Source organism: Mesorhizobium sp. P3_A8, from assembly GCF_056402995.1.
On sequence record NZ_JBFUGI010000005.1, the window covers coordinates 67,589 to 94,513 of the forward strand.

The 26,925-nt window shown below is 62.8% G+C and carries 24 protein-coding genes; 14 read left to right on the forward strand and 10 right to left on the reverse strand.

Going from position 1 to position 26,925, the window contains the following annotated elements:
- Positions 1 to 85: 85 nt before the first annotated feature.
- From AC1DX4_RS13440 to AC1DX4_RS13455, 4 genes are read right to left on the reverse strand one after another with little or no spacing between them, the layout of a single operon-like run.
- Positions 86 to 259: a hypothetical protein gene (locus AC1DX4_RS13440; protein ID WP_167434275.1), complete on the reverse strand. Its 174-nt coding sequence runs from the start codon at positions 257 to 259 to the stop codon at positions 86 to 88.
- 32 nt (positions 260 to 291) lie between these two features.
- Positions 292 to 1,419, reverse strand: coding sequence for a WD40 repeat domain-containing protein (locus AC1DX4_RS13445; protein WP_477220757.1), 1,128 nt, complete (start codon positions 1,417 to 1,419; stop codon positions 292 to 294).
- Between the two features lie 13 nt (positions 1,420 to 1,432).
- Positions 1,433 to 1,756, reverse strand: a complete 324-nt coding sequence (locus AC1DX4_RS13450; protein WP_477220758.1) for a hypothetical protein — start codon at positions 1,754 to 1,756, stop codon at positions 1,433 to 1,435.
- Positions 1,753 to 2,226 (reverse strand): hypothetical protein, encoded by a 474-nt coding sequence (locus AC1DX4_RS13455; protein WP_477220759.1) that lies wholly within the window; start codon positions 2,224 to 2,226, stop codon positions 1,753 to 1,755. The genes AC1DX4_RS13450 and AC1DX4_RS13455 overlap by 4 nt, the downstream gene beginning before the upstream one ends.
- A gap of 553 nt (positions 2,227 to 2,779) precedes the next feature.
- Between AC1DX4_RS13455 and AC1DX4_RS13460 the strand changes: the two genes are divergently transcribed.
- The 9 genes from AC1DX4_RS13460 to AC1DX4_RS13500 all read left to right on the forward strand — a co-directional run bounded on the left by AC1DX4_RS13460 (position 2,780) and on the right by AC1DX4_RS13500 (position 12,410).
- Entirely contained in the window at positions 2,780 to 4,453 is a 1,674-nt protein-coding gene (locus AC1DX4_RS13460; RefSeq protein ID WP_197033322.1) for an aromatic/alkene/methane monooxygenase hydroxylase/oxygenase subunit alpha, read from the forward strand.
- A gap of 54 nt (positions 4,454 to 4,507) precedes the next feature.
- The gene (locus tag AC1DX4_RS13465; protein ID WP_477220760.1) at positions 4,508 to 5,569 is read left to right on the forward strand and encodes a 2Fe-2S iron-sulfur cluster-binding protein; all 1,062 of its coding nucleotides are present in this window, start codon (positions 4,508 to 4,510) and stop codon (positions 5,567 to 5,569) included.
- 50 nt (positions 5,570 to 5,619) lie between these two features.
- Positions 5,620 to 6,678: an aromatic/alkene monooxygenase hydroxylase subunit beta gene (locus tag AC1DX4_RS13470; protein WP_477220761.1), complete on the forward strand. Its 1,059-nt coding sequence runs from the start codon at positions 5,620 to 5,622 to the stop codon at positions 6,676 to 6,678.
- Positions 6,679 to 6,694: 16 nt separating this feature from the next.
- On the forward strand, positions 6,695 to 7,066 hold the full coding sequence (locus AC1DX4_RS13475) for an MmoB/DmpM family protein (RefSeq protein WP_027045792.1): 372 nt from the start codon (positions 6,695 to 6,697) through the stop codon (positions 7,064 to 7,066).
- 73 nt (positions 7,067 to 7,139) lie between these two features.
- The gene (locus AC1DX4_RS13480) at positions 7,140 to 8,162 is read left to right on the forward strand and encodes an amidohydrolase family protein (RefSeq protein WP_477220762.1); all 1,023 of its coding nucleotides are present in this window, start codon (positions 7,140 to 7,142) and stop codon (positions 8,160 to 8,162) included.
- Between the two features lie 5 nt (positions 8,163 to 8,167).
- Positions 8,168 to 8,965 (forward strand): iron-sulfur cluster assembly protein, encoded by a 798-nt coding sequence (locus tag AC1DX4_RS13485; protein ID WP_477220763.1) that lies wholly within the window; start codon positions 8,168 to 8,170, stop codon positions 8,963 to 8,965.
- A 77-nt stretch (positions 8,966 to 9,042) separates the two neighbouring features.
- Positions 9,043 to 10,674: a chaperonin GroEL gene (gene groEL, locus AC1DX4_RS13490; protein WP_477220764.1), complete on the forward strand. Its 1,632-nt coding sequence runs from the start codon at positions 9,043 to 9,045 to the stop codon at positions 10,672 to 10,674.
- A 53-nt stretch (positions 10,675 to 10,727) separates the two neighbouring features.
- Positions 10,728 to 11,771 (forward strand): NAD(P)-dependent alcohol dehydrogenase, encoded by a 1,044-nt coding sequence (locus AC1DX4_RS13495; protein WP_136619350.1) that lies wholly within the window; start codon positions 10,728 to 10,730, stop codon positions 11,769 to 11,771.
- 141 nt (positions 11,772 to 11,912) lie between these two features.
- On the forward strand, positions 11,913 to 12,410 hold the full coding sequence (locus AC1DX4_RS13500; protein ID WP_477220765.1) for a DUF1097 domain-containing protein: 498 nt from the start codon (positions 11,913 to 11,915) through the stop codon (positions 12,408 to 12,410).
- Between the two features lie 101 nt (positions 12,411 to 12,511).
- On the opposite strand, the gene AC1DX4_RS13505 is transcribed toward AC1DX4_RS13500, so the two are convergent.
- Both AC1DX4_RS13505 and AC1DX4_RS13510 read right to left on the reverse strand, forming a co-directional pair.
- The gene (locus AC1DX4_RS13505; protein ID WP_477220766.1) at positions 12,512 to 14,590 is read right to left on the reverse strand and encodes a sigma-54-dependent Fis family transcriptional regulator; all 2,079 of its coding nucleotides are present in this window, start codon (positions 14,588 to 14,590) and stop codon (positions 12,512 to 12,514) included.
- An 86-nt stretch (positions 14,591 to 14,676) separates the two neighbouring features.
- The gene (locus AC1DX4_RS13510) at positions 14,677 to 15,150 is read right to left on the reverse strand and encodes a hypothetical protein (RefSeq protein ID WP_477220767.1); all 474 of its coding nucleotides are present in this window, start codon (positions 15,148 to 15,150) and stop codon (positions 14,677 to 14,679) included.
- A gap of 406 nt (positions 15,151 to 15,556) precedes the next feature.
- On the opposite strand from AC1DX4_RS13510, the gene AC1DX4_RS13515 reads away from it, so the two are divergent.
- The 4 genes from AC1DX4_RS13515 to AC1DX4_RS13530 all read left to right on the forward strand — a co-directional run bounded on the left by AC1DX4_RS13515 (position 15,557) and on the right by AC1DX4_RS13530 (position 20,931).
- Positions 15,557 to 18,106 carry a caspase family protein gene (locus tag AC1DX4_RS13515; RefSeq protein ID WP_477220768.1) on the forward strand — a complete coding sequence of 850 codons (2,550 nt, stop codon included), beginning with the start codon at positions 15,557 to 15,559 and terminating at the stop codon, positions 18,104 to 18,106.
- An 89-nt stretch (positions 18,107 to 18,195) separates the two neighbouring features.
- Positions 18,196 to 18,426, forward strand: coding sequence for a hypothetical protein (locus AC1DX4_RS13520; RefSeq protein ID WP_477220769.1), 231 nt, complete (start codon positions 18,196 to 18,198; stop codon positions 18,424 to 18,426).
- A 164-nt stretch (positions 18,427 to 18,590) separates the two neighbouring features.
- Positions 18,591 to 19,679 (forward strand): OmpA family protein, encoded by a 1,089-nt coding sequence (locus AC1DX4_RS13525; protein WP_477220770.1) that lies wholly within the window; start codon positions 18,591 to 18,593, stop codon positions 19,677 to 19,679.
- 7 nt (positions 19,680 to 19,686) lie between these two features.
- Positions 19,687 to 20,931, forward strand: a complete 1,245-nt coding sequence (locus AC1DX4_RS13530) for a caspase family protein (protein ID WP_477220771.1) — start codon at positions 19,687 to 19,689, stop codon at positions 20,929 to 20,931.
- 6 nt (positions 20,932 to 20,937) lie between these two features.
- On the opposite strand, the gene AC1DX4_RS13535 is transcribed toward AC1DX4_RS13530, so the two are convergent.
- Complete coding sequence (locus AC1DX4_RS13535) at positions 20,938 to 21,528, reverse strand: DUF6931 family protein (RefSeq protein ID WP_477221088.1); 591 nt, start codon at positions 21,526 to 21,528, stop codon at positions 20,938 to 20,940.
- 192 nt (positions 21,529 to 21,720) lie between these two features.
- On the opposite strand from AC1DX4_RS13535, the gene AC1DX4_RS13540 reads away from it, so the two are divergent.
- Positions 21,721 to 22,257 (forward strand): OmpA family protein, encoded by a 537-nt coding sequence (locus AC1DX4_RS13540; RefSeq protein WP_477220772.1) that lies wholly within the window; start codon positions 21,721 to 21,723, stop codon positions 22,255 to 22,257.
- 10 nt (positions 22,258 to 22,267) lie between these two features.
- Here AC1DX4_RS13540 and AC1DX4_RS13545 read toward each other — a convergent pair whose 3' ends face one another.
- From AC1DX4_RS13545 to AC1DX4_RS13555, 3 genes are all read right to left on the reverse strand, one after another.
- Positions 22,268 to 23,893, reverse strand: coding sequence for a caspase family protein (locus tag AC1DX4_RS13545; RefSeq protein ID WP_477220773.1), 1,626 nt, complete (start codon positions 23,891 to 23,893; stop codon positions 22,268 to 22,270).
- Positions 23,894 to 24,079: 186 nt separating this feature from the next.
- Complete coding sequence (locus AC1DX4_RS13550; RefSeq protein WP_477220774.1) at positions 24,080 to 26,494, reverse strand: M23 family metallopeptidase; 2,415 nt, start codon at positions 26,492 to 26,494, stop codon at positions 24,080 to 24,082.
- A complete protein-coding gene (locus AC1DX4_RS13555) occupies positions 26,491 to 26,913 on the reverse strand; it encodes a DUF1036 domain-containing protein (RefSeq protein ID WP_477220775.1) in 423 nt (140 codons plus the stop codon). Before AC1DX4_RS13555 ends, AC1DX4_RS13550 begins: the two co-directional genes overlap by 4 nt.
- Positions 26,914 to 26,925: the final 12 nt, after the last annotated feature.

A 26,925-nucleotide genomic window follows, 5' to 3' on the forward strand; every position in this document is an offset into this window, starting at 1 on the left:
CGGCGCGACCATACCCCCAGCAGCGGTATCAACTCCGCCCGATAGGGGTCGCCTCTTCGTCTGAGCAACGGACAGTCTCGTCGGTTTAGTTGGTCTTCAGCTTGCCGACGCGGTTTTCCGCGATCCAGCGAGCGGCGAGCACCAGCGCGCCCATGCTGAAATCCTTGCCATGCTTGGCCACCATTTCTTCCGACAGTTCGGCCAGCCGTTCGAAAAATTCGTCCTTGCTCTTGTCCTCGGCGGTGAGTTCGGTCTGCATGTCATCCTCCTGTTTCATAAGGACTGCGTCCGTTATTTGAACATCTGTGCGGGAAAGGTGACGATGGCGGCGGTGCCATCGACAGCTCCGATCGCCAGATGCCGACCGTCGCCGGACCAGGCGAGAGCGGTGACGGCGCTGCCCAAGGGCCTGACGAGAAGCTCGTCCCGCGCGCCGATCTGGGCGATGGTGATACGGCCGTTGGCGTAGCCCGCCGCAATCAGCTTCTTTTCCGGGTGTGCCGCCACCGCCTCGACAAGGACCAGCCCGGCGCGACCTGTCTCCAGCGCACCCGAGGTTTCGCCGCCAACCGGCGGGGCGGTCATCGACCAGCCGGCGATCCGGAAGGCGCCCGATGCAAACAACGCATGCGCCGGCTGGCTCCAGCACACGGTGCGGACCGGCGATGGAAATCCCGCGACGATTTCTGCTCTTCCATCGGCCAGAGAGACCAGAGCAAAGCCGCCGGTTTCGAGCCCGCAGGCCAGCCAGGTGCCGTCTCTGCTCCAGCGGATCGACACCGGGCGCGCGGATAGCGGGATGTCGTGTGTCAAGGCTGCGTCGCCTTCGACCGCCCAGATCGACAGCCCTTCGCCAAGGCCGCAGGCAAGTCGCCGCCCGCCCGGCGAGAAGGCAAGTGCATCTGTCGACGAGGTCACATCGCGTTCCAGTCGCACGGCATCGCCTTTCCCCCGCGACAGGAAGACATCATGCCCGTTGCTGATGGCTATCGTGCCGGCCTTGGCGCTGTGGTCGATGGCGACGACCGGCCCGTCGATCCTGACCAGGGGCTCAGCGACTTCACCGCCGGTGGTCAGATGCAGCACGTCGCCGCTCGCCGCGCCGACGAGGAAGCCGGAATGCGCATAGCTGGCGAGCGGCACATCGCCGTCACCGAATGCCGCCGTGGCAATCAATGGCACTGGCGGCTTCTCCCTGGGGCGGATCGTCGTCTGGCCGAGATCGTTGCTGACCCTGATCCGCGCTTCCGGCGGCTCGTGATCCGCGACCGCGGCTATGGCGACGGTTCCGTCGACCGAGGTGAAAGTCACAGCCGAACCGTCGGCGCTGAAGCGCAGATCGGCGATCGCCGACGGCCGCTGCCAGCTGCGGGCCAGAAGGTCGAACAAGGTCAGGTTCTGCATCGTCTGCTGGTTCATGCTGTCTCTCCCGTCAGTCCTCGTTCGCCGTTGCGGCCAGCAGGCGATCGACGTCCTCGACATCGCCCTCCGCAGCTATGATGCGATCCTCGCAAGCCGCACATGCCTGCATGATTGCCTCGGCGTTCTCTTCAGCCTCATGCAAGTCCCGCACCAGTTGCTCGCTGGCGCCGCTTCTGCCGATTTCGAGCTCCAGGCGCAGCACGTCCATTTCGATACCGGCGCGTTTCTGGTTGAGCCGCAGCGCCTCCGCGGTAAGCGCCGAGACGCTGGCGACGAGATCGAGCCGGCGCGCGAGCAGCGCGTCACGCCTGGCGGTTTTGGATGCCTGGGTCATTTTTCGCTCCCCAAAGGCCCCTGCGGTTTCTCGAAAGCCGACAGCAATTTGGGCAATGTGCCGGCTTGCGACTGGAACTGTTTTTCAGCCGTCTCGATGTGGCTCTTCAACTGGTCCCAGATGTCGACGCGGATCATCGATGTCGTGTCGCCGGTCAGGCGCTCGATCTCTTCGACACGGAACTGACGCGTCAGCGAAACCCCGGAAAACACGAAGTCGCGCAGCAGGATCGCGTGGTTTTCGATGAACAGATGGATCATCGGATGCGTCTCCATGGTGACGCCGCCGGCGGCAAGCTCGGCCCGGATGAAGTCCTGGAAATGGCTTTGCAGACGGTGCTGGCTCTCGCCCATGAAGCGCATGACGAAGACCAGATCGCGCGGCATCAGCTTGACGAGATCACCGGTTACACCGTCGGCATGGCTGGACATCGGCTCGGGTGACCCTCGACTGTCCTTGTCGTTCGGCATGGTTTTTCTCCAGCGCCAGGCCCACCCATGGGCCGCCGCCTTCAAATAGTCTGGAAAGACGAAGAGTTAAACAGATAATATGAATTTCGTTATTTGCTGCGAATGCTAACTAATCATGCTGCACATGCGAATATATGTTAAATATTACAGGCGTAAGTTACAACTGTAAAAGAACGTTACAGTTGCGCATCGGATTGCCTGCCCAAAGGGCGACGGTCTTGTTTTTAATGCCGGCCGTGAGCGCTATTTTAAAACTGGCACGGCGCTTGCTTTGTTCATTTTCATAAGAAGCCCATCGCGCTTGACGCGGTGCCAAAAGAACGAAGGAACGGAGGAAGCAGGACCGCTTCGATACGCCCATCGCATATGCGGTTGGCGTCGCGGATCCTTGCCAGACGCCTCGAAACCTTTGCCCCGATCCACTTGAACGGCCGGACCTCGGGTCGCGCTTCGACGCGCAACGCCTTGTCATGCCGCTCGCACTCTCACTGGCGGTGCTTTGCCGCTTCATGCCGGGGTCAAGGGACCTGCGGCTCAAACCTGGTGGAGGCTTATGACCATGACGTCTCTGACGCTCAACAAGATTACCTCGCAACGCGGAATCTCCGTCGGCGAGGCGACCAAGAAGATTGCCGATCTCGGCTGGAATCCTTCCTACGTGCAGGAAGCGATGACGTTTCCGACCGACTACAAGATCAACAAGACGCCGCGCGACCCGATGAAGCAGGTTCTGCGGTCCTATTTCCCGATGCAGGAAGAGAAGGACAACCGCGTCTATGGCGCGCTCGATGCGGCCTTGCGCGGCGACATGTTCCGCAATGTCGAGCCGCGCTGGGTCGAGTGGATGAAGCTCTTCCTGGCCATCATTCCGTTCCCGGAAATCTCGGCCGCCCGCTCGATGGCGATGGTCGCCCGCATCGCACCCGGCGAGGAACTCCGGACCGGTTTCACCATGCAGATGATCGACGAGTTCCGTCACTCGACGATCCAGATGAATCTGAAGAAATGGTACATGGAGAACTACATCGATCCGGCCGGCTTCGACATCACCGAGGAAGCCTTCGGAAAGTGCTACGCCACCACCATCGGCCGCCAGTTCGCCGAAGGCTTCATCACCGGCGACACGATGACCGCCGCCTGCATGTACCTGACCGTGGTCGCCGAGACTGCCTTCACCAACACGCTGTTCGTCGCCATGCCTTCGGAAGCCGCCCGCAATGGCGACTATGCGCTGCCGACCGTCTTCCTGTCGGTGCAGTCCGACGAAAGCCGGCATATCGGCAATGGCCACTCGCTGCTGATGGCGGCACTCAAGGAGCCGGAAAACCATCTCCTGCTCGAGCGCGACCTGCGTTACGCCTTCTGGCAGAACCATGCGATCGTCGATGCGGCCATCGGCACCTTCATCGAATACGGCACCACCAACCGCGACAAGAACAAGGAATCCTACGCGGAGATGTGGCACCGCTGGATCTATGAGGATTACTACCGCACCTACATGCTGCCGCTCGAGAAATACGGCATCAAGGTCCATCACGACGACGTCCAGGCGGCCTGGGAGCGTATCACCAAGAAGAACTACGTCCACAAGGTCGGACAGTTCTTCGCGGTCGGCTGGCCGGTCAATTTCTGGCGCATCGAAGCCCAGACCGACAAGGACTTCGAGTGGTTCGAGCATAAGTATCCGGGCTGGTACGCCGAGTTCGGCGACTTCTGGAAATGGTACGCCAAGCTCAGCCACAAGGGCGAGAAGGTGCTGCTGTTCAACAGCGACGTCGGCTACGTCTATCCGCACCGCTGCTGGTCGTGCCTCGTTCCTTGCCTGATCCGCGAGGACATGGTGGTCGGCGAGATCGACGGTCAGCTCCACACCTTTGCCCACGAACTCGACAAGTGGACCGCAACGGTTGCCTTCGCCGACGAGTATCAGGGCCGCCCGACGCCCGCGATGGGCCGCTTCAGCGGCAAGCGCGAGTGGGAGACGCTCTATGACGGCTGGGATCTGGCCGATGCGATCAAGGACCTGAACTTCGTCCGCTCCGATGGCAAGACGCTGGTCCCGCAGCCGCATCTGCGCTTCGACGACAAGGAGATGTGGACGCTCGACGATGTGCGCGGCAACACGCTCGGATCGCCGCTGAACGCGCTGCGTGCCATGTCGCCCGCCGACCGTGAGAAGCACCTGGCGGAATACCGGGCCGGCTTCACGATCAATCCCTGCAACTGATCAGGCCAAAGGGGGGCGGGTTCGTCCCGCCCCTTCCTTTCACTGGAGGTCCGTATGTCGGAAACCCACACGGTCAGGCTCAGCCCGGTCGGCGTCGAATTCGAGGTCGAAAATGGCGAAACGGTGCTCAACGCCGCGTTTCGCCAGGGCATCGCCCTGCCGCACGGCTGCAAGGAAGGGCAATGCTCGGCCTGCAAAAGCGTGTTGCTCGAAGGCGAAGTCGACATGCTGAAATACTCGACCTTCGCGCTGAACGACATGGAGAAGGAAAGCGGGCACGTTCTGTTGTGCCGCTGCATTGCCTACTCCGACCTGGAAGTCGAGCTTCTCAATTACGACGAGGAGATTCTGGCGAAAGCGATCGCCGTGAAGACGTACAAGGGCCGGATTGCTCGCATCGAGCACCTGACCCACGACATTCGCGGCATCGAGATCGAACTCGGCTCCCCAATGAAGTTCTGGGCGGGGCAATATGTCGACATCACGGTTACCACGCAAAAAGGGGAGACGATTACGCGCTCGTTCTCCATGGCAAATACGCCGGACCAAACCGAAAAACTCTCCTTCATCATCAAAAAATACCCTGAGGGAAAGTTCTCGGGCGAACTCGATTCCGGAGGCATCAGCGCCGGAGCCGAAGTCACCGTCGTCGGACCTTACGGAACCTGTTTCCGCCGCGACGAACGGCAAGGACCCCTGATCCTGGTCGGCGCCGGCTCCGGCATGTCGCCGATCTGGTCGATCCTCAACGACCATCTGAAGAGCGGCGAGAAGCGTCCGGTCTATTTCTTCTACGGTGCCCGCACCCGCAACGACCTGTTCTATCTCGACAGGATCGCCGAGCTGGTCGGCAATCATTCCGACGTCACCTTCATTCCCGTGCTGTCGCACGCCAATGACGACGCCGAATGGCAAGGCGAGCGTGGCTTCGTGCACCAGAGCGTCGACGCCATGCTCAAGCTACTGGCGGTCGACGGGCAGGGCGATGTCCATGCCTGTGGCCCGCCGCCGATGATCGATGCGCTGCAGCCGGTGCTGTTCATGAACGGCTTCGAAACCGAGCGGATCTTCTTCGACAAATTCACCACATCGGCAGGTGCAACGCCGGCCCATTAAGGGGCGGCCGACACCACAGCCAACCACAACTGCAACAAGGGAGAGAGACTATGCCTGCAACCTCGAGTTCAGTCGGATCCGGAGCCGCCGGCGCGGCAATCTTCGCCGACTCCGACAGCCGGAAATACCGGTATTTCGATCCGAAAGGCCAGCGCGCCACCCATTATGAGGACATGACGGTCGACGTCCAGCCCGACCCGGAACGCTACCTGATCCAGGACTGGATCATCTCCTTCGCCGACGGCAAGGGCGCCTATGTCAAGCAGAACACCGCCGCCCAGAGCTCCAACTGGCATGCCTTCCGCGCTCCCGACCAGGAATGGGAGCGCACGCACTACCAGCGCCAGTCGAAGATCGAGACGATGGTGCAGAGCGTCATCAACAATGCCCGCAAGTCGGGTACGCCGAAGACCTTCGACAAGGCTTGGGTCAAGATCCTGCAGACGCAGCTCGGCGCCTGGAAACATGCCGAATTCGGGCTCGGCACCTCGCTGATGCAGGCGCAGCGTTACGGCTACACCCAGATGATCAACAACGCGACGCTGACCAACTCGTCCTACAAGCTCAGGCTTGCCCAGGACATCACGCTCTACCTTGCCGAGATCGGCATGGACCTGCCCGGCTGGGACGACGAACTCGGCAAGAAGGCCTGGCTCGAGGACAAGAACTGGCAAGGCACGCGCGAAGCGGTCGAGACCATCATGGGCGCGACCGATTATCTCGAGCAGTATTTCGCCATCAACATCGTCTTCGAGCCGCTGGTGGGCGAAGTGTTCCGCTCCGGCTTCCTGATGCAGATCGCCGCCGCCAACCATGACTTCATCACCCCGGCGGTGATTTCGGCGGCCGAGGCTGACTACGAGCGCAATCTCGCCAACACGATCGACCTCATGCACCTGCTCGCCAATGACGAGAAGCATGGTGCCGCCAACAAGAAGCTCTTCCAGGGCTGGGTCAAGAAGCACGGCGCGCTCGCCGACAAGGCAGCCACCGGCCTGCAGCCGATCTGGTCGATGCCGCATTCCAAGCCGGTCGCCTTCGCCGATGTCCGCGCCAAATCCGAAGAGCGGATTGGCCAGATCCTCGGCGAACTCGGTCTCAAGCGCTGAAACAGGAGAAATCGTCATGTCACTATCTGCACGCGACGCAACGCATTCCAACATCTTCAAGGCGATGAAGGACATCACCTTCGAGCAGACGATTTCGCACCAGTGCGGCGTCACCATGAACGACTCGGTCGAGGCCCGCGCCATCGCCGAATTCATGGGCCAGAAGCCGGGGGTGACCATCACCTACCAGCCGGCGCTGATCCGCATCGACGGCGACGGCAAGCTGATCTTCAAGATGGACGCGATCGGCGAGTATCTCGGCCGCGAGATTTCGGCCGAGACCTTCGAGGTCAACACCTCCACCCATTACGGCCGCATGGTGCGCGTCGACGACAACACCGTGATCCTGTTCGGCAACATGGACGAGATGTTCGAATACATCGAATAGCCGCCACGAAAATCCGGCGCGCCGCCGGGTGCGGCGCGCCCTACCGATCAACGCGATTGCTGCGGAGGCAACCATGTACAGAACACCGGAAGGCAAGGACATTTTCATAGTCGACGGCCACACCCATTTCTGGGACGGCAGCCCGGAAAACCAGAAGAACATCCACGGCAAGCAGTTCATCGAATGCTTCTATGCCTATCACACCGGCTTGAGCCCGAAGGACCAGCTGTGGGAGAAGAGCAAGTTCGAGAAATACAGCGCCGACGATCTCTATCGCGACCTGTTCATCGACGGTCCCGATGATGTGGCGATCGTCCAGTCGACCTACCTCAAGGACTTCTACAAGACCGGCTTCAACACCATCGAGCGCAATGCCGAGGTGGCCAAGCGCTATCCCGAGCGGTTCATCGTCAACGGCGCCTTCGATCCGCGCGATGGCGAGAAGGCGCTGGAATACATCCACTTCCTAAAGGAGACCTACAACGTCAAGGGCGTGAAGATGTACACGGCCGAATGGAACGGCGCCTCCAAGGGCTGGAAGCTCACCGATCCCGATGCCTACAAGTGCTTCGAACTCTGCGACAAGCTAGGCATCAAGAACATCCACGTCCACAAGGGCCCGACCATCCTGCCGCTGTCGAAGGATGCGTTCGACGTCCATGATGTCGACCACGCGGCGACGGATTTCCAGGGCCTCAACTGGATCATCGAGCATTGCGGCTTGCCGCGTCTCGACGATTTCTGCTGGATCGCGACGCAGGAGACCAATGTCTATGGCGGCCTGGCGGTGGCGCTGCCCTTCATCCACGCACGCCCGCGCTATTTCGGTGAGGTGATCGCCGAACTGTTGTTCTGGCTCGGGCCGGAGAAGATCCTGTTCGGTTCCGACTACGCGATCTGGACGCCGCGCTGGCTGGTCGAGAAGTTCTGGGCCTACCAGATACCCGAGGACATCGCCGCCGAACGCGGCGTGCAACTGACCGACGAGATCAAGGAGAAGATCCTGGGCCTCAACGCCGCACGTCTCTACAGCATCGATATCGAAGCCAAGAAGAAGGCGCTTGCCAGCTCTCCCTTCAGCATCGCGGCGGAGTAGGGGCCATGGCAACCGCCAGCGTTTCGGGCGACTGCCAGAAGGAACTCTGGCGGCGCCTTGGTGAGGTCAACGACCCGGAACTCGACGAACCCATCACCGAGATGGGCTTCGTCGAGCGGGGCGAGGTGAAGGGCGATGGCAGCGTGGAGATCGATTTCCGCCTGCCGACCTACTGGTGCTCGCCCAATTTCGCGTTCCTGATGCTGGATGGCGTGCGCAAGGCGCTCGACCAGCTCTCCTGGGGACCGGCCTATCGCGTCAAGCTGCACGACCACATGTTCGCCGACGAGGTCAATAGCGGCATGGCGGAAGGCAAGAGCTTCGGCGATATCTTCGCCGTGCTCGCCGAGGATCAGGATCTCGGCGGCTTGCGCGAAACCTTCGCAACGAAGGCCTTCAAGCGGCGCCAGGAAGCGGTCTTGCGCGGCCTCAAGGCGCACGGCCTGACGGATCGCGAAATCGTCGGCATGGACCTGCCGGCCTATGACGTCGCACGGTTCGAGCCGGGCGAGGCGGCCAGGCAGAAGCCGCGATACCGGGCGGCGCTGCTCGAGCGGTTTCCCGACCGCCGGGCGGACGCTCCCGTCTTCGTGACATGGGAAGGGCATCGCATACCGCCTGACGCACTCAGCGCCCATCTCGCCGAACTGCGCGGTGTGCGCATCAACATGGAGTTCAACGGCGCGCTGTGCCGGGGGCTCAAGCAGACCCGATACAAGGAACTGGATGTGGTCGACGGCGAACCGACGCTGGTCGATTTCATCATGGATCGCGTGCCGGCACGAACCGCGCCGACCGCCTGAAGCAGAGCCGACAGCAACGGCCTCCCTTGCACGAGGCCCCTAACCAACAACCCGCCCGTAAGGCGGAAGGAGGAATCATGCCCAAGATAATGCTTCACAATTCCGAGGCCCGCCGTGCGCTCGCCCGCGGTGTCTTCCGGCTCGCCGCCGCCGTCGAGCCGACGCTCGGCCCCAAAGGCATGAACGCCATGATCGACCGGCCGATCGGCACGCCGATGGTGACCCGTGACGGCGTCAGCATCGCCTCCGAGATCGAGCTGCACGACCGTTTCGAAAACATGGGCGCGCAGGTGGTCCGCGAAGTGTCGATGCAGACCAACGAGATTGCCGGCGACGGCACCACGACGGCCATCGTGCTTGCCAACGCGCTCATCCAGGGCGGTGTCGAGGCGAATGAGCGCGGCGTGAAATCGGTAGATCTGTGCAAGGGCATCGACCTTGCGGTAGCGGCGGTGGTGGCAGCACTCAAGGCTTCGGCGAAGCCCGCCAAGGGCAACGGTATCCTGGCGTCGGTCGCCAACATCGCGGCGACCAACAGCAAGCTTGGCGCACTGGTGGCGGAAGCCCATCAGCGGGTCGGCGCCGAAGGCGTCATCACCACGGACTTCAGCGTCACCACCGAGACGACGCTCGATGTCGTCGAGGGCATGTCCTTCGAACGCGGCTATCTCTCGCATCACATGGTGACCGACCAGGAGAAGATGGAGGCCGTGCTCGATCGGCCCTACATCTTGATGACCGATCTCAAGATCAAGGAACCCGAGCAGCTCGATGCGGTTCGCCGCATTGCCGAGGAGGATGGCCGGCCGCTGCTGATCGTATCCGAGGAAATGTCGCCGGAAGTGGTGGTGACGCTGCTCGGCAAGCAGGGGCCGGGACGATATCTCGTCGTCCACCCGCCGGAATATGGCCATTGGCGCAAGGCGATGATGGAGGATCTGGCCATTATCACCGGCGGCAAGGTGATCGCGCGCGATCTGGGCGGCCGGCTCGAGGATGTCACCGCCGAGGATCTCGGCACGGCCGACCGGGTCAAGACCAGTTCGTCCTACACCTCGATCATTCGTGGCGGTGGCGATCATGCGGCAATCGCCTCGCGCCGCGCCCAGGTGCAGCGGCAGTATGAAGCTTCGCCGCCGAACATCGACCAGGACAAGCTGCGCGAGCGCCTGGCCAAGCTCTCCGGCGGCACGGCGATCCTCTATGCCGGCGGCGTCACGCCGGTCGAGCAGAAGCGGACCATCCAGCTGATCGAGGATTCATTGAATGCGGTGCGCGCCGCCTCCGAAGAGGGCGTGGTCGCGGGCGGCGGTTCCGCACTCGCCCAGATCGCGCCGCTGCTCGACAAGGTGGCGGCCAGCGTCGATGGCGATGTAGCCGAAGGCGTGCGCCTGGTGCGCTCGGTCCTGTCGCGGCCGCTGTGGCGGATCGCCGCCAATGCCGGCGCCGATCCCGAAGCCGTGGTGATCGAGGTCACCCGCATCAATGGCGGCTACGGCTACAACGCGTCGACAGGCGCCTATCAGAACATGTTCGAGGCAGGGATCATCGACCCCGTCCGCGTCACCTACACCGCGCTCGCCAACGCGGCTTCCGTGGCGACGCTGATCCTGACCACCGAAACGCTGATTGGCGATCTCGCCGAGGACGAGGATCCGACGGCTGGGCCGGCGCGTGGCGGCGGTTCCGAAAAGCTCGGCCGCGCCTGAAGCAATCCAGACAATCTCGACCCAGACAATCTCTACGTTGAAGGGATACGACAATGAAAGCTGCCAGACTCTACGAATACGACCCGAAGATGAACGTCCAGCTCAAGATCGAGGAGGTCAAGGCGCCGACGATCACCGCGCCCGACGAGGTGATCGTGCGGGTCGGCGCCGCAGGCCTCTGCCGCACCGACCTGCACATCATCGAAGGCGTGTGGAAGCCGACCATGGATCCCGAAGGCACGCTGTTGCCCTACATCATGGGTCACGAAAATGCCGGCTGGGTCGAGGAAGTCGGCAGCGGTGTCAGATCGGTCAAGCGCGGCGACGCGGTGATCTGCCACCCCTTCCGCTCATGCGGCATCTGCCTCAACTGCCGTCATGGCGAGGACATGTATTGCGACAACGGCCAGTTCCCCGGCCTCGGCATGAATGGCGGCTTCGCCGAATATTTCATCACCAGCGAGCGCTCGCTGATCAAGCTCAACGCCAACATCACGCCGATCGAGGTGGCGCCGCTGGCCGACGCCGGCATCACTGCCTACCGCGCCGCCAAGCGCGCCGCGAAACTCCTGCGGCCGGGGAGCTATTGCGTGCTGCTCGGCATTGGCGGGCTCGGCCACATCGCGCTGCAATCGCTGCACGCGATTTCGGGCTGCCGCATCATCGCTGTAGATCGCGAGCCGGCGGCGCGGGTGCTGGCCAAGGACCTTGGCGCCGACTTCATCCTCGATGGCGGGCCGAACGTCGTCGAGGAGGTCGCCCAGATCACCGGCGGTGGCGCTCATGTGGTGATCGATTTCGTCGGTGAACTCGGTGTCGAGAACATCTGCTGGAAGATGGTGCGCAAGGGAGGTCAATTGTTCGTCGTCGGCTATGGCGGCAACATCAACGTCCCGACCGCGCATCTTGTCATCGAGGAGATCAACATCGGCGGTAGCCTGGTCGGCAATTTCACCGAGCTTGTCGAGCTGATGGAGTTGAACGCCGACGGCAAGGTCAAGATGCACTACACCGAGTACAACCTCGCCAGCATCAACACCGCGCTCGACGATTTCAAGAACCGGCGGTTCACCGGCCGCGGCGTCATCGTTCCCTGAAAGCCTCTGGACCAGACGCAGCACGAACCGGCGTGCTGCGTCGTGGCCGATGCCATGTCGTTTGCAGATCGGGAACGTCGGCGAAGCGCGATCCCCATACGAGTTTCCTTGCTTCGTGGTGTTTAAAAACGGGAGGACAACATGGATCTTGTTACGGGACTGGCCGTCGTCATCGGCATTATGGGAGGCATTGCAACCTGGGCGGCGATCACGATAGGCAATCCCTATCTGCTGATCTGGGCGGTATTCGTCGGCTGGGGGAGTTTCTATCACTGCGGCGGCAAGGAGGCCGGGTTCAAGAACTCGGCGGTTGCAAACCTGTGGGGCGCGATCTGCGCGGCCGGCGCCTTGATAGCGCTGACGTCGATCGGCGTTACAGCGATCATGGCCGGCATTTGCGTCGGCATTTCAATCATCGTCCTGATCCTCGCCGCCAAGCTGCCCTTGCTGAGCGCCATTCCGTCGGCGGTCTATGGCTATGCAACGACCGCGGCACTTTTTCTGCTTGGCGCGGCCGCCTACGGCGAAGGTGCCGCCGGCATCGTCAAGGTCGCAGCGGCCGTGGTGATTTCGCTGATCGTCGGCAACATCCTCGGCTTCGTCTCGGAGAAAGTGACCGGGGCCGTCATAAAGACCTGATCATGTCCGCTGCCGATGCCTGAAGGCAATTTCGGTCGACGATTTTCCCCAGCCCGCGGCGCGAATGCCGCGGGTTTTTTGTGCCGGTAGGCAGATCGAAATCAGAGGAAGCCGCGGCGGATGCCGTATTGGCCGAGCTTGCGATAGAGCGTAGGCCGCGAAATGCCGAGCCGCAGCGCAACCTTGCTGAGATTGCCGCTCTCCGCCGCAAGCGCATTCTTGATCGCCTGGCGCTCCGCATCCTCGAATGTGCACACCGGGGCTTCGAGCATGGCTGCCGGATGGTCGCCGTGCATCGCCATGCTGCCGCGATCGCCGGCACTGATTTCCCCGGGAAGATCCTGCAATTCGATCGTGCCGCCGCGCGCCAGTATGTGCAGGCGCTCGACCAGGTTTTTCAGTTCGCGCACATTGCCCGGCCAGCGATAGGCCAGCAGCGCATCGAGCGCTTCGTTCGAAAACTCCAGCGGGTCGTTGCCGGCCAGCTTCGCGATCTGCCGGTTGAAATGCTCGATCAGCAGCAGCACGTCGTCGCCGCGATCGCGTAGCGCCGGGACATGGATCGAGACCGCACCGATGCGGTAGTAGAGATCGCTGCGGAAGCGCCCGGCGGCGACCTCCTGCTTGAGGTCGCGATTGGTCGAGGCGACCAGCCGCACGTCCACCGGCCGTCCCCTGGAGTCGCCGATACGGTGGACCACGCGCTCTTCCAGGACACGCAACAGGAAGGGCTGGATTTCGAGCGGCAACTCGCCGATTTCGTCAAGACTGAGCACGCCGCCATTGGCGAGTTCGAAGATGCCCGGCTTGCCGTCGCGCGAAGCGCCGGTAAAGGCGCCGGAGACGTGACCGAACAATTCGCTGCCGAACAATTCCTTGGTAATCGCGCCACAGTTCATGGCAATGAACGGGTCGTTTTCTGTGCGCCGGCTGCCGGCGTGGACAAGCCGTGCAAACAGCTCCTTTCCGACCCCGGTTTCGCCTTCGATCAGCAACGAGGTAACACCGTTCGACCCGGCCACCCGGGAGGCGATATCGACGGCCGCCAGCAATTTTTCGCTTTCGCCGACGATCATTGCCGCGGCTGCCCGCAGGTGCTTGTCCCCCTCCCGGCGCATCACCGTCATGCTGGAAACAGCCGGCACCGAAGGGAACACCAGGGCCGCGCCGCGAAGGTCGCCGTCGAGCTTCAGCGGCGTGACGTGGCAGGAGCGCAGATGCGGCGGCAGCGCGTTGGCGAGATCGGTGTCCGAGCCGGAGGCAGGCAGGTTCATCAGCCAGCGGCCACGCCCTGGTTCCATCGGGCCGTCCATCATCTCCGTCGTGTCGCCATTGGGCACGTTGTTGCAGAAAATGGCGCGGCCGCGATGATCAACGATCACCAGCCCATCCTTCCGGCGGTAGCTGGGTGCTGAGGAAATGAAGGCTTCGAGCAGGCGCGTGCGCTGTTCCTGCTGCTGCTCGGCCAATGCCTTTTCGATCTGCCTGGCGGTGGCGGCGACGAGTGCGGTGTTGTGCGGCCTGAAGATCGGCGAATAGCCCGACAGGTCGACGACGCCGATGATCTTGCCGTCCAACGGATCGCGGATCGGTGCGCCGGCGCAGGTCCAGGATTTTATCCCGGCGCAGAAATGCTCGGCCGCATGGACGAAAGTCGGCTCACCGGTCCAAAGCGCCGTGCCGATGCCGTTGGTTCCGACCGCGCCCTCGTTCCATTTGCCGCCGATGGCGAGATGGATATCCCTGCCGTCATGCAAGGTCTTCTTGTCGCCGATGGCGTCGATCAGCACGCCGTCGCTGTCGGCCAGCACCAGCATCGCGCCTGTCCCGTCCAGCAACTGGCCAAGCGAGGCGAACGACCGGCGCGCCGCCGAAAGCAGTTCGGCATTGGCGCGGGTCAGATATTCGATCTCGTCGCGATCACTGCTCAGCGGCGCTTCGATGCCTTGCGCATTGATGCCGCCGGTGGCGCTGCGATACCAGGAATCGTGGATCAGCGAGCGGACGTGGACCGGATCGCGCGCCGATGTCGGCTCGTCGGAAAGAAAACTCTCCCAGGCGCGCATGGTGGCGCGCTCATCATAGTCGATCCTGTCCAGAACCAGTTGTCCGGTGGCCATCGACGCATGCGTCGCAAGAGCATCGGTTTTCATCGGATTGGGGCCGCTCGCGTTTCTCATTCAGTCATCACAGTACCTTTTGAGGTATGCCATTTCTGTATGCTGTCGCGGATTGGGCATGCAGAGCCACGCCCAACAGCTTGCCGTCAGTCGATGCCGAGTTTCGCGCCGATGTCGGCCGCAAGCTGCTCCTCGCTATAGGTCGCGGTCAGCCGGGACCCGTCCAGCCCGGCGAGCGCCTCGGCGATGGTTTCGTCGACCGGTGAGAAGAAGCCGTTCAGCTTCGTTGCCAGCACGAAGACCTGCTCCCCGTTCCGGTTGCGGACATCGCCGATATGGTGAAGCTGGCGGCCCGTATTCTGATCCTTCGAGATCACACGGCCGTTCATGGTGACGCGAATGGACGGGCTCGCTTCGGTGGCGGTTGCAGCACCGCCGCCGACATGGATGATCAGGCCTTCAGCCTTCGGCTGCTGGCGCGGCTTCCTGGAGGCTGAATAGCCACCGCCGCTGATCTGGTCGGCGAGGCGAACGATGGTCGAGCGGTTCTGCTCGATCAGTCGTTTGACCTGAGCATCCTCGCGCCGTGGGCCGTCCTGCTTGGAGATGATCTCGACCATGAATCCTCCCAGATTCGTTGGCTTGGCAGTGCCCGCGATACGGGTCATTCTTATTTGCAGCGAACCCTACACTGCCATCGCCAGGTCCGCCATTCACAATAGGTAGCGCCGAAATTCACATCGTTGGTAGCAGGTGGCTGCTACACGAGATGCCCTGCTGGCCCCTTCTGTTTCAAAAAGTCGTGTTCGGAGCCGGACAGCCACATCGGGGCGGTTCGACACTCATTGCGGATGGTTCGGCTCTGAGGTAGTTTACACATCGGGATGAGGAAGGTGCCTGCTGCCGAGGCGGTTTTTCGCTCTTTTCCTGTTTCTGTCTCGGCGAATTGTGAGTTCTTCAACAGACCTTGATACCGCAATCTGGGGAGCTTGTGGTCGTCGGGTCGCGGCGGTTGAGGCGGTTGCCATGCTCCGACTTTGCGGATTGATCGCTATCTTCTTCGTAGCGGCCTTGACGAGCTTCGGTGCGTCGGCCGATCGACGGGTCGCCCTGGTGATCGGCAATTCCGAATACCGGGAAATCCCCGTGCTCAAGAACCCCGACAAGGATGCCGAGGACGTATCGAAGACGTTTCGGCTGGCCGGCTTCGAAGTGTTCGTCGCCAAGGATCTCACAAAGCTGCAGTTCGAGGAGCAGTTCCGCAACTACCTGGCAGCGGCGGACGGCGCCGATCTCTCCGTCGTTTACTACTCAGGTCATGGCTTTCAGATAGGCGGCGAGAATTTCCTGATCCCCGTCGATGCCTCGCTGAAGAATGCGGCCGACATAGAGGTCCAGGCGGTCAAGCTGGACGATGTCCTGCAGCAATTGCGCGCCAAATCGAAGATCCAGGTGATCATCCTCGATGCCTGTCGCAACAATCCGTTTCCGCGCAAGGACTATTGGCTGAGGGACCAGCTGATCACGGCCGGCAACACCGGTCTTGCGCAGGTTAAAAGCTCGCTGAACACGCTGATTGCCTTTGCCACCGAGCCAGGGGCGGTCGCTTATGATGGAGCGGGAGACCTCAGCCCGTTTTCATCCGCATTCTCGCGTCGGGCGCTGGCGCCGAACCAGGAGATACGCACGGTCATGGCCGCGGTGCGCCGCGATGTGGTCGAGGCCACCGACGGCAAGCAGGTTCCCTGGGAAAACTCGTCGCTCATCGACGAAGTCGTGCTGATGCGCCGCGCCAGCCGGCCTTCGCTGCCGCCGGTTCTGGAGAAGGTGGTGCCGTCGGGTGTCGGGCCTGTTGCCCTGGACCTGCCGGAGCCGCTTGATGTCGATGGCGGATCGATCACCGTCAGCATCGAAAGGCCGCCAGCACTCGGGCGCCTGCTTTTGGACGGCAAGGCTGTGGCGGTCGGCGAACAGATCGAGGGCAAGGACCTGCCGCGCCTGAAAATGGATGTGCCCAAGGGTGCCGGTGCGTCCGAAGAGGTCGACATGCTGGCCTACGCCACGCACGACAATTGGGGTGGCCAGGCCCAGGGCATCATGGTGTTCCGTGTCAAGAACGGTGAGGGCGCCGAGGGCGAAAAGATCGTGGCCTCGCTCGAGACCGAGCAGAAGCAGCAGGTGCTGGAACGGGGCATCCACATCACCGGCGCCGCCGAGGCGATCGAAAACCGTGAGATCAGCGTCCCGGTTGGCGTCGGCCCGGTTCCGCTGAAGCTGGACTTCCCGACAAACGATCCTGCGGTCAGCCTGAAACTGGCGAGCTATCCGGCAACGGGTACGCTGTCCCTGCCGGATCGCGCCCTGTCGCCGGAGTCGAGCCTGATGGCCGATGAGGTCGACCAGTTGCGCTACGAGCCCCAGATCGGTGCGGCCCAGCCGGTCGAGGTCGGCTTCGAGATCCGGGCCGACAGCAGCTCATCCAGGCCCGCCACGATGAAGCTGTCGCCAAGCGTCGATCCTTGCGACCAGGCCGCTGGCGAGCCTCTCGACCTGCAAGGCGTCGTCCCCGGCCTGCTGCCGAATGAAATCGGCACTGAGGCCGTGAAGGCCTGCGAGGCGGCGGTGAAGGCCTATCCCGATGTCGCCCGCTTCCGCTACGAACTGGGCCGGGCGCTGCTTGCGGCCGGCAAGGTCGAGGAGGCGAAAAAGGCCATCCAGGCGGCAGCCGACAAAGGCCACGTCCGCGCCGTGTTCGAGCTCGGCTACTTCAACGCGACGGGAACGGGAATGCCCGCCGACCGCAAGCAGGCCAATGCCTTTTATGCGGCGGCCTCCGACAAGGGCGATCCTTACGGCATGACGTCATGGGGGCGTGCCTTGTTCAACGGCTATGGCGTCGAGCGCGACACCGGCAAGGGGCTGGACCTGCTGCTCAAGGCGGCCGCCATGGGCCATACCTATGCGATGAACGATCTTGCCGCGATCTTCACGGAGGGCCGCAACGGCGTGCCCGCCGATCCGGCCCGCGCCGTCGCCTTCCTGCAGGCAGGCGTGGAGCGGCAGGACATGTATTCGATGAACCTGCTCGGCCGCAATTACCTGGCAGGCGTGGGAGTCGGGAAGGATCCCAGCCAGGCGCAAGGGCTTTTCCAGAAGGCCATGGATCTCGGCCAGCCCTACGCTCCGGCTAGCCTCGCGCGCATGTACCGGGACGGTGTCGGCGTCGGGCAGAACCTCGATGAAGCGCAGAGACTGTTTGAGCTCGCCACCGCACGCGGTGATCAGTCCGGCGCATACGATCGTGCGGCTCTCGAAATGCAGAAGGGCGACAAGGCCGACCAGGCGATAGCGGTGCGTTACCTGGCCTTCGCCGTCGCACTTGATCTTCGCAAGGAATTGCCGGGCGCGCAGGCGACGCTGACAAAATTCGGAGTGAAGGCGAAAACAGCTGCGCTGACGCAATTGCGCGGCGAACTCAAGTCGAAGATCGCGGCGAACGGCTCGCTGGACGACCAACTGGTCAAGGCGGCCAGAGCGGTCTGGGAGCAAGCCAATCCGCGTCGGGACCTGTTTTGATTCACAAGGAGGCAATGGTGGGCAGGGCAGTGAAGCAGGCATTGATTGCGACAGTCTTATCCGGTGCCCTGGCGGCGCTAACGGGCTGCATGTCCGTCCCGCCCAAGGCCGAACCGACGGTGACAACGACCAAGCACAAGCCGAAGCTCGTTCGCACGACGTCCGCGCCGAAGATCGGCCAGCAGAAGAAGGTCACCGCCAAGAAGGTGATCAAGCCGGTTGAGGAAACCACTGTTCCCCCGCCTGTTGTGCCTACCGGGGGTGGAGGCGGCGGCAGCGGCACCGGCGGTACGGGTGGCGGTGGCGGTGGCTGGGGATGAGCTTGCAACAAGCAGGTCAAGCTACGACCCTCTTTGGCAACACCAATTCGGCGCGCACCGGAGACCGGCCGCAATTGCTCGCCAAGAGCGTGCTAGTGCTTTATGCTTCGATCGCGTTCGCGCGGTGTCGGTATCGATACGGTAGTCCTGGGCAGGGGCGTTCCATGTTCGAAGTCGTCGCATTATGGTGGAAAACGGGATTCAGGGACCTCACCACGAGGACCCTTGGCCTGATCGTTGCGTTATTGCTGTTGCTCGGATCGCAAGCCGCCAGCGCAGCGCCGAACTGGACGCTCGATCCCGCCGCTTCGGTGATCACCTACCAGTCGGTCAAGAAGAACACGATCGTCGAGACCAACAAGATCAGGAACATCACCGGCACGCTGAGTTCGGCGGGTGATGCCAAGGTTACGTTCGACCTCAATTCGGTCGATACCGGCGTCGACCTGCGCAACGTCCGCATGCGCTTCCTGTTCTTCGAGACATTCAAATACCCGACCGCCGAACTGACGGCGAAGGTGGATCCCGCCGCGTTCGCCGACCTGGCGACAAAGCGCAGGGTGAAGGCAACGCTGCCGTTCCGCCTCAATCTGCACGGTGTCGACAAGGACCTCGAGGCCAGCGTCGTCGTCACCATGATCAGCGACACCATGGTGTCGGTTGCCTCCGAGGCTCCGGTCGCTGTCCATGTCGAGGATTTCGGCCTGCTGCCGAACGTCGACAAGCTGCAGCAGGCGGCCAATGTCACCAACATCGTGCCCACCGCGTCGGTGTCGTTCGATTTCGTCTTCACCGCTGACGGCAGCAAGCCGGCCGCCGCTCCGACCGCCGCGGCGGCTGATGTCGGCCCGGTCGCCACCGATGCCGCCAAGACGAACTTCAGCGACGAGGAATGCCTGAACAGGTTCGCCGTGCTCTCGCGCACCGGCGCCATCTACTTCCGGCCTGCCAGCGCGCGGCTCGACGCGAAAAGCCGGCCGCTGCTTGAAGAGGTCGAAGGTGTCGTCGGCAAATGCCCGAGCCTCAAGGTCGAGGTCTCCGGTTATACCGATTCCGACGGATCGCCGGAGGCGAACAAGCAATTGTCTGAACGGCGAGCCCAGGCGGTCGCCGATGCCATTGTTGCCGCGGGGATTCCGCGCACGCAGATAACGGCGACCGGGTACGGCGAGGAGCGGCCAGTTGCCGCCAACGACACACCCAAGAACAAGGCGCTCAATCGGCGGATCGAGTTTTCCGCGACCAAGCTCTGAGGTGGCGGTGAGGTCCGATCTGATCGCCCGTTGCGGTGGCCTGTTTCGCGCTGCCGGGCTCTTGGTGCTCGCCTTGCTGTTGACTGTGACGACCGCCAGTGCCGAGCGCCGCGTCGCCCTGGTCCTCGGCAACGCCCAGTATCAGCACGCAGCACCACTCGCCAATCCTGTGCGCGACGCCCAGGCCATGGCCGAACGCTTGAAGAAGCTCGACTTCGAGGTGGTTTCGGGCTTCGACCTGACCAAGCCGCAGACGCAGGCGACGATCGCCCAGTTCGCAAAACAGGTGCGCGGTGCCGATATCGCGCTGTTCTTCTACGCCGGCCACGGCTTGCAGGTTTCGGGCAAGAACTACCTGCTTCCGGTTGACGCCGCACTGGAGGACGAGACCTCCCTCGACTTCGAGGCCGTGTCGGTTGATTTCGTTCTGCGCCAGATGTCGCGGGAGACCAGCATCAGGCTGGTGTTTCTCGATGCTTGCCGCGACAATCCCCTCGTCGACGTGCTGGCCAAGACCGCGGGCGTCAACGGCGCCAGCAGTGGCCTGGCCGAGATCCCGATCGAGAATGGTGGCGCCGGCACGCTTGTCGCCTTCGCCGCCAGCCCCAATCAACTCGCCTATGACGGGTCGGGCGAGCATTCGCCGTTCACCGCCGCACTGCTTCAGCACATCGGCGCGCCCAACGTCTCCATCACCGAGGCGATGAACCGGGTGACCGGTGACGTCTTCAAGGCAACGGCCGGCAAGCAGCGCCCCTGGCTCAACGTTTCACTGACCACTGAGGTTGTCCTGCACAAGGTCGACCTCAATGCGCCGTTGATCGTGGGCGAAGCGAGCACACCCCAGGCCGAAGGCGGCTCCGACGCGCGCAACACCGCCGCGGCTGGTGCGTCAGGCCAAAACAGCGACCAGCTTGCGCTCGATGTGCTGCGCCAGAAGATCCCCAAACTGGCGTCGGATGCCCCGATCCTTTTCAACCATCCGATCGACTTCGGCGATGCGGCAATCGACGGCAAGAGCATCGCCGAGCTGATCAAGGGCAAGCCGCTGTTCAGCCCGGTGGAGGGGTTGGACAAGTCGGTCTGGGAGGACAAGCACTGCGACGGCTGCCATGAATGGAACGAGACCCGGCTGTGCGATCAGGCGAAAAATTTCGCCGCAAACGACGTCTCTGTCTTGCGCCTGCAACATCCGCTGGGAACACGCTTCAAGGTGGCGCTGGCCAAATGGGCGCAAGGTGGCTGCAAGTAGGCGGCTCTAATAGGCATCCGCCGATTGGCGCGCCTCGATCTCGGCCATCTGGATGCCCATTTCGACAAATGCCGAAAGAACGGCAAACCGGTCAGCGAGGGCGACACGGGCCAGTCCGGCCAGTATCCCGGCATTGACTGCATGGGCGGCGGGAAATGGTTGTGCAGGAAATGGTTGCAAGGCCGGTGCCATCGTCGCGGCCATTGCCGAACCATTGTCCCGCCATCCGGCAGCGAGCGCAATCCAGCCGACCGGCGTTGTTGGGGGTGTCACTGCCGCTGTACCGACGGCTGCCTGATGGCGGGGATTGTCCGGCTCACCCACCCAGTCGCCAACACGCGCAAGCAATTCCTGATCGGTTCCATCGAACAGCTCGGTCAGATGGCTCAGGCATTCATGCGCCCACCAGACCGCGGCCCGCTCGGGAAGCAGGTAGGCACAGAAGGTAATAGCTTCTTCGGGAACGCGCCCGGCCAGCAGCTCGCGGCAAAACGCGATCGGGTTTTGGTCGGTTGGAAGGGTTCTCATGTCCCGGGCAATGGCGGGACAAGCCGTGAAAAGATCTCGTGCCGTCTTGAATCGGAGCCCATTGGCCATGACCGCCACGCTTTCATCGAGAAGCCTTGGCCACTCAAGCCCCAGGCGCCGCGCGGGTCAAGTCTCAACCCGTTGCCGCCGCAACACCCCTCGGCACAATCATGCCCAAGAGCGTTTATCGACAGACAATTGCCATGAAATTTGGTATCGTGGCGATCGTCGAAATCGGATGCTCAAACAGGAGTAACCGCTATGCAGTGGGGCAGGTCAGCCTTTGTGTTGGCGGTCGTGTTTTTCTCGACCCACGTTTCCGCCGATCCCGTTCAGAAATCAGAAGACATCGTGAAGTTTTTTGCCGGCGCGGCCGATCTCGGCAAGTCGCGGGGAATTTGCGTCGGCACCGAGGAGGAGTGCAAGAGCAAGACCAAGGCAAAAGACGCGCCGGGAGAAAAATCCAGCCTCGATATGCTGATCAACTTCGGCCTGGATTCAGCCACACTCGACACCACCGCACGCGCTGAACTCGACGAGTTCGCCAAGGCGCTGAAGGACAGCCGGCTGAGCACGTTCAGCTTCGTCGTCGAAGGCTACACCGACGCCACCGGCACGGTGCATTACAACGAAGGCCTGTCGCAACGGCGAGCGAAATCGGTGGCAGCTTTCCTGACGGCCAGCGGCATCGAACCGGCCCGCATCAATGCGATCGGCATGGGCGAAAAGAATCCGCGCAGCGCCAACCCTTACGATCCGGCCAACCGCCGCGTGGAAATGCGCATAAAGACCCAGTAGCGCGCGGCTGTCACTGCTTGAGTAGGCTGCCCACGGCCACACCGGCGCCGAAGATCAGTGCCCTTGTCAGGAAGTCGTTGTTGCGCCGGCGCGGCGGAGGATCATCCAGCCGCGCCATGGTCTCGCGGTTGCGCCACTTCTGAACGACCTGCTGCTGCTTGCGGGGTTTCTGTGCCATCGGCCTCATCGTGCGGGCCTTCTGCACCACCTGCTTTTTCGGCTGCGCCGCACTGGCTTGATCGGCGGCGTATCCGGCACGCACGGCTTCCATCTGCGGATCTGACTGGATCACCAGGAACGCCAGCTGCTCGCGCGTCAGATAGGTGGTTTGCGGCAGTCCGTTATCGGATTGCCAGATGCCGATCGCCTCACGGGTCTGAGAGCCCAGGGTTCCGTCGATGCGACCGATCTCGTTGCCCAACGCTTCGAGCCGCAATTGCAGGTCGATGCGGCCCTGGCGGTCGAGGCCGATCGCACTTTCCGTCAACGCGGTGCCCGGCGCCTGCTTCATCTCGTCCGGAACGCTGATAGAGGTCTGCACGGCAGAGCCGGAACCGGTGCTCGCCTGGTTCGTATCAAGTGCCGCGACCTGCCGGTTTTGAGCTGTCGGGCCGTTCAGTTCGTCGATGTTCAGCCGCGCCACTGTGGCGAAGCGGCCGTTCGGGAACTGGTCGAGATAGGCCTGGTAGAACGGACCGGAATTGTGCTTCGAAGCCTCATCCCAAAGACGTTGCTCGACTTCCCAGGAAGGAGAACCACTGGCGACAGGGGCACGGGCGGATGTCGCGGATGCGTGCGATGCGTCGGCCACGGGATTTGCAGCCGCCGCCGCGGCGACGGGTTTTCCCAGGAAAACCTCGCGTCCCAGCGATGCGTTATGCCACGGCCGCTGGCGGCCTTGCGTGGTTTCGGTCACTTCGCCGCGCACGCGCGTCAGCGCGCTCTGGATTTCGACGCCGGGTTCGGTCAGATGCTTGGCGAGCGCGGTGGAGTAAGGACTGTCGGCCCCGTCGCCGTCGAAGGCGATGGCGCCAGGATCTGTTGCATAGGCAATCAGCAGGCCACCGGTACCGACGCCGTCCGATCTCGCTTCGACCGGTGCCAGACCGGTGCCCAGCGAGGTGGAGCGGCTTTTCGGCAGTGAGGCCGCCAGCGTCCTTGCCAACGGATTGTCGCGGCAGGCATCGAGGATGATGACGCCAATCGCTGGGTCGGGCGGCAGCGCGGCCATGAAGTTGTCGATCTGAACGGTCCGTGTCTTGAGATAGGCCGGCGACGTCAAATCGGCGTCGACCGGAATCAGGTAGTTCTTGCCGTCGACCTGCATGCCGTGACCGGCATAGAAAATGACCGCGAGGTCGGCGTCGTAGGCTTGCTCTGTGAACCGGCTGATGAGGCTGTGCATGCCGGCATTGTCCTGATCGACCCCTTCGATCACCTCGAAGCCGGCATTGCGCAGCGTCGATGCGATGAGGCGGGCATCGTTGGCGGGGTTGGGCAAGGTAACCGCATGGACATAGTTGCTGTTGCCGATCACCAGCGCGACGCGCTTGGCGTCTGGCGCGGCGGCCCCGGCGCCGAAGGCGGCAAGGAAAACCACGATAATTCCGCTCAGAAAGACTGTGATCGTTTTCATGGACCAGCCCTCTACCCACTGGGGGCACTGTTGATGTCGGCGGATGCCAGATTTCGTCGGCGACTGGGTCGCTTGTGCCAAAAATGGCTCCTTGGACATATGTGGTCCTGACCGCAGTTTTGGTTCACAACGGTCCGAAAATAGTGACACCAATGGCCTGAGGGGCTGATGCCGTGGCCGGCAGGTTCAAAGCGCAGTCTGAATCGAGCTGATGAGGGCGGTGACGGCCTGCTTGTATTTTTCGAACTCCGGCGATGTCTGGCGGATCTCCGTAGTCGTCGGCGGCGGGCTGGCGTCGGTGGCCACACGGCTGAGCTTCTGGCCCATCTTCCTTTCGGCCCAGTCCACCACATAGCTGGCTGTCTTGCCGGTGAGAAACGGGTTGGCCTGGATGACGGCCGACCCCAGCACGGCGCTCAGTTGCGCAGAACCCGGTGCCGACAGCACCTGATGCGCACCTTCCATGCCGAGGAAATGGCAGAGATAGAGCCGGCCGGCTGTGATCTGGTGACCGCGCGCCCGCAGATAGGCCTCGCCTTCGCGCGCCAGATTGCGCACCATCTCACGCGAGATGGTGGCGTCGTAGCGCAGGGCGAGCAGGTCGGCGGTCGACAGCGAGCGTGCAAGTTCCGGCCGGTAGGTGTTCATCATCCGGATCCAGGTCTTGGTTATGAACTGGCCGGCCCCGGTCGCCGAGGAATTCGGGTTCTTGGCGCGGGCGCTGCCGCCGCTTTCGACATGAACGATCCGCTCGGTCAGCGTTTCGACGGCGACATCGCCGGAATTGCCAGAACTGCCAGTATCATAGCTGGCGACCGTGGTGACCGTCCCCAGCGGATCGATCGCCTCGCCGTTCTGGTAGAGCTCGAAATGCAAATGCGGGCCGGTCGAAAGCCCGGTGGTGCCGATATAGCCAATGATGTCGCCGGCCTTCACCTTGGTGCCGACGCCGCTCGCAATGGCGAATTTCTGCATATGCGCGTAGCGCGTCTCGCGCCCGTTCGCATGCGTAATCTTCACCAGATTGCCATAGCTGCCGCCATCGCCCTGGAAGCTGATCTCGCCGTCGAAGGCCGCCATGATCGGCGTGCCGACAGGGGCTGCCCAATCGACACCCTTGTGGATACGAACGACGCCGAGGATCGGGTGCTTGCGCGGGCCGAAGGTCGAGGTCATGACCCCGTTCACCGGGGTCACCATGCCGTTGGCGACAGTCAGCGAACGCACCTCGTCATTGCCGGTGACGCAGGCGTACTGGCCGTCGCTTTGCTGGAAGACGAAACAGTCGATGGTCTTCTCACCGCCCTGGACGCCGACATAAAGCACCCGCCCGGACGTCTCTTCCTTGCCGCGCGGCGTCTGCGAGTAGATCAGCACCAGGCGCTGGTCCTCGCTGGCGAAGGCGTCGAGATCCTGTCCGCGCGACAGGTACATGATCGCCTCGCCGATGACGCCGGTTGGAACCTTGTTGCGCGCAGCCGTCGAATAGATCGCGTCGAGCAGGCGGTATTGCCGCTTGGGCCCGCCTTGTTCGGCACCGGAATAGTTGAACAGGTCCTCGCGCACCCAGGGATCGACACCCGATACGAAGGCGCCCGCGGCGTTGCGTGTCAGCGTGCCGACAAAGACATTCTTGGCGTAGATCGAGACCTGCATGAGCGACATCGTCGTCGTCTCGCGGTTCGGCCGGAAGCCGCGCATGGCGACGACATAACCCGGTTCCAGACCGTCCCGGTTGAAGATCGCCTTCAGGGCTTCGCCGGCCAGCTTGGCATCGTCGGCGGAGAAATGTGCATCGAGCGCAACGCTGTCCAGGCTGCGGTCGTTGAGGATCTTCACGAACGTGTCTTCGGTCGCCTCGAAGCGCTGGTACTCGCTGGTCACCGTTGCCACGGTCGTATTGTTCTCGATCTGGGTCTTCTTGAAGGCGGGCAGCGCTGCCTCGCCCTGATCGATGGTCTCTCCCCATCCGGCCTCCGGGTCGTCGGCATCAGCCTTGGGCGCCGAACCGGCCGGGGCGCCGCTCGCATCGGGTGCGGCCAGGTCATTATCCAGGTCGCCCTGCTGGTCGTCCGGTGCCGCCGCCGGGGCTGGCGGAGCGGCCTGCTCAGCGGGTGCGGCAGCCGGAGATGTCGGAGCGGTCCGCCGCTGTGCCTGGAAGAACGCGAAGTCCTCCTGCGTCGACGGGATCGTCGTCATGAACTTTTCGCTGGCACTCAGCATCACGTCGGAGAGGATCTCGATCTGCGGCGAGGCGCCGGAACTGTCGAGCTCGGCCGGGCGCGCTACCGCATGGCCCTTGCTTGCCGTGTCGGCATCGGGCGCAAGCGTGATCCACATCGGATCTCCCGCCAGATCGATAATGGCAGGCACATAGACGGATGCATCGGCCGGCACATCGTCCGCGCCTTCAACCGCGTGCAACTCCTCGTCTTCGTCGCCAAACGACCAATAGTCCGCGGTGAGGTAGAAACCGGCAGCGATCGAAAGCAGGACAATCACGGCCAACCCGGCAATGAGCCGGCGCCAAAGCGTGCGCCTGCGCAGCGCGGCTCGCGCCTGCTTTTTCTCTCTGAAGCTGGTGTCGATACTGTGCGTCACGGATTGCTTCCGGTCAGGAAGAAGGTCCACCGCGCCTGTTCGAGCGTATCGACTTCGAGAAATTGCGCCGCGATGTGGCCGCGCTGCCAGCACTCGTCGATGCCGCGGATCGAAAAACGCCGCCGCTCGATGCACATCTCGGTCGATCCGGTCAGGATCGCATGGCCGAACACATCCGTCGCATAGATGTAGATGTAGCGGTTCGTCAGCTCCTCACGGATGACGTTGACACATTGGTTGGCGCCGATGGTCCACCAGCCGTCGGTCTGGTCCGCATTGTCGACCTTCTGGCCGACCGCCAGATTGACGACGTCGAGCGTCTGGTTGCAGACGGTGAACTCGGCGCGCGCTTCACTGGACACCAGCACGGCCAGCAGTGCCGCTCCTGCCATGACCGCAAGCTTCACGCGGCCTGTCATGGCAAGCCGGGC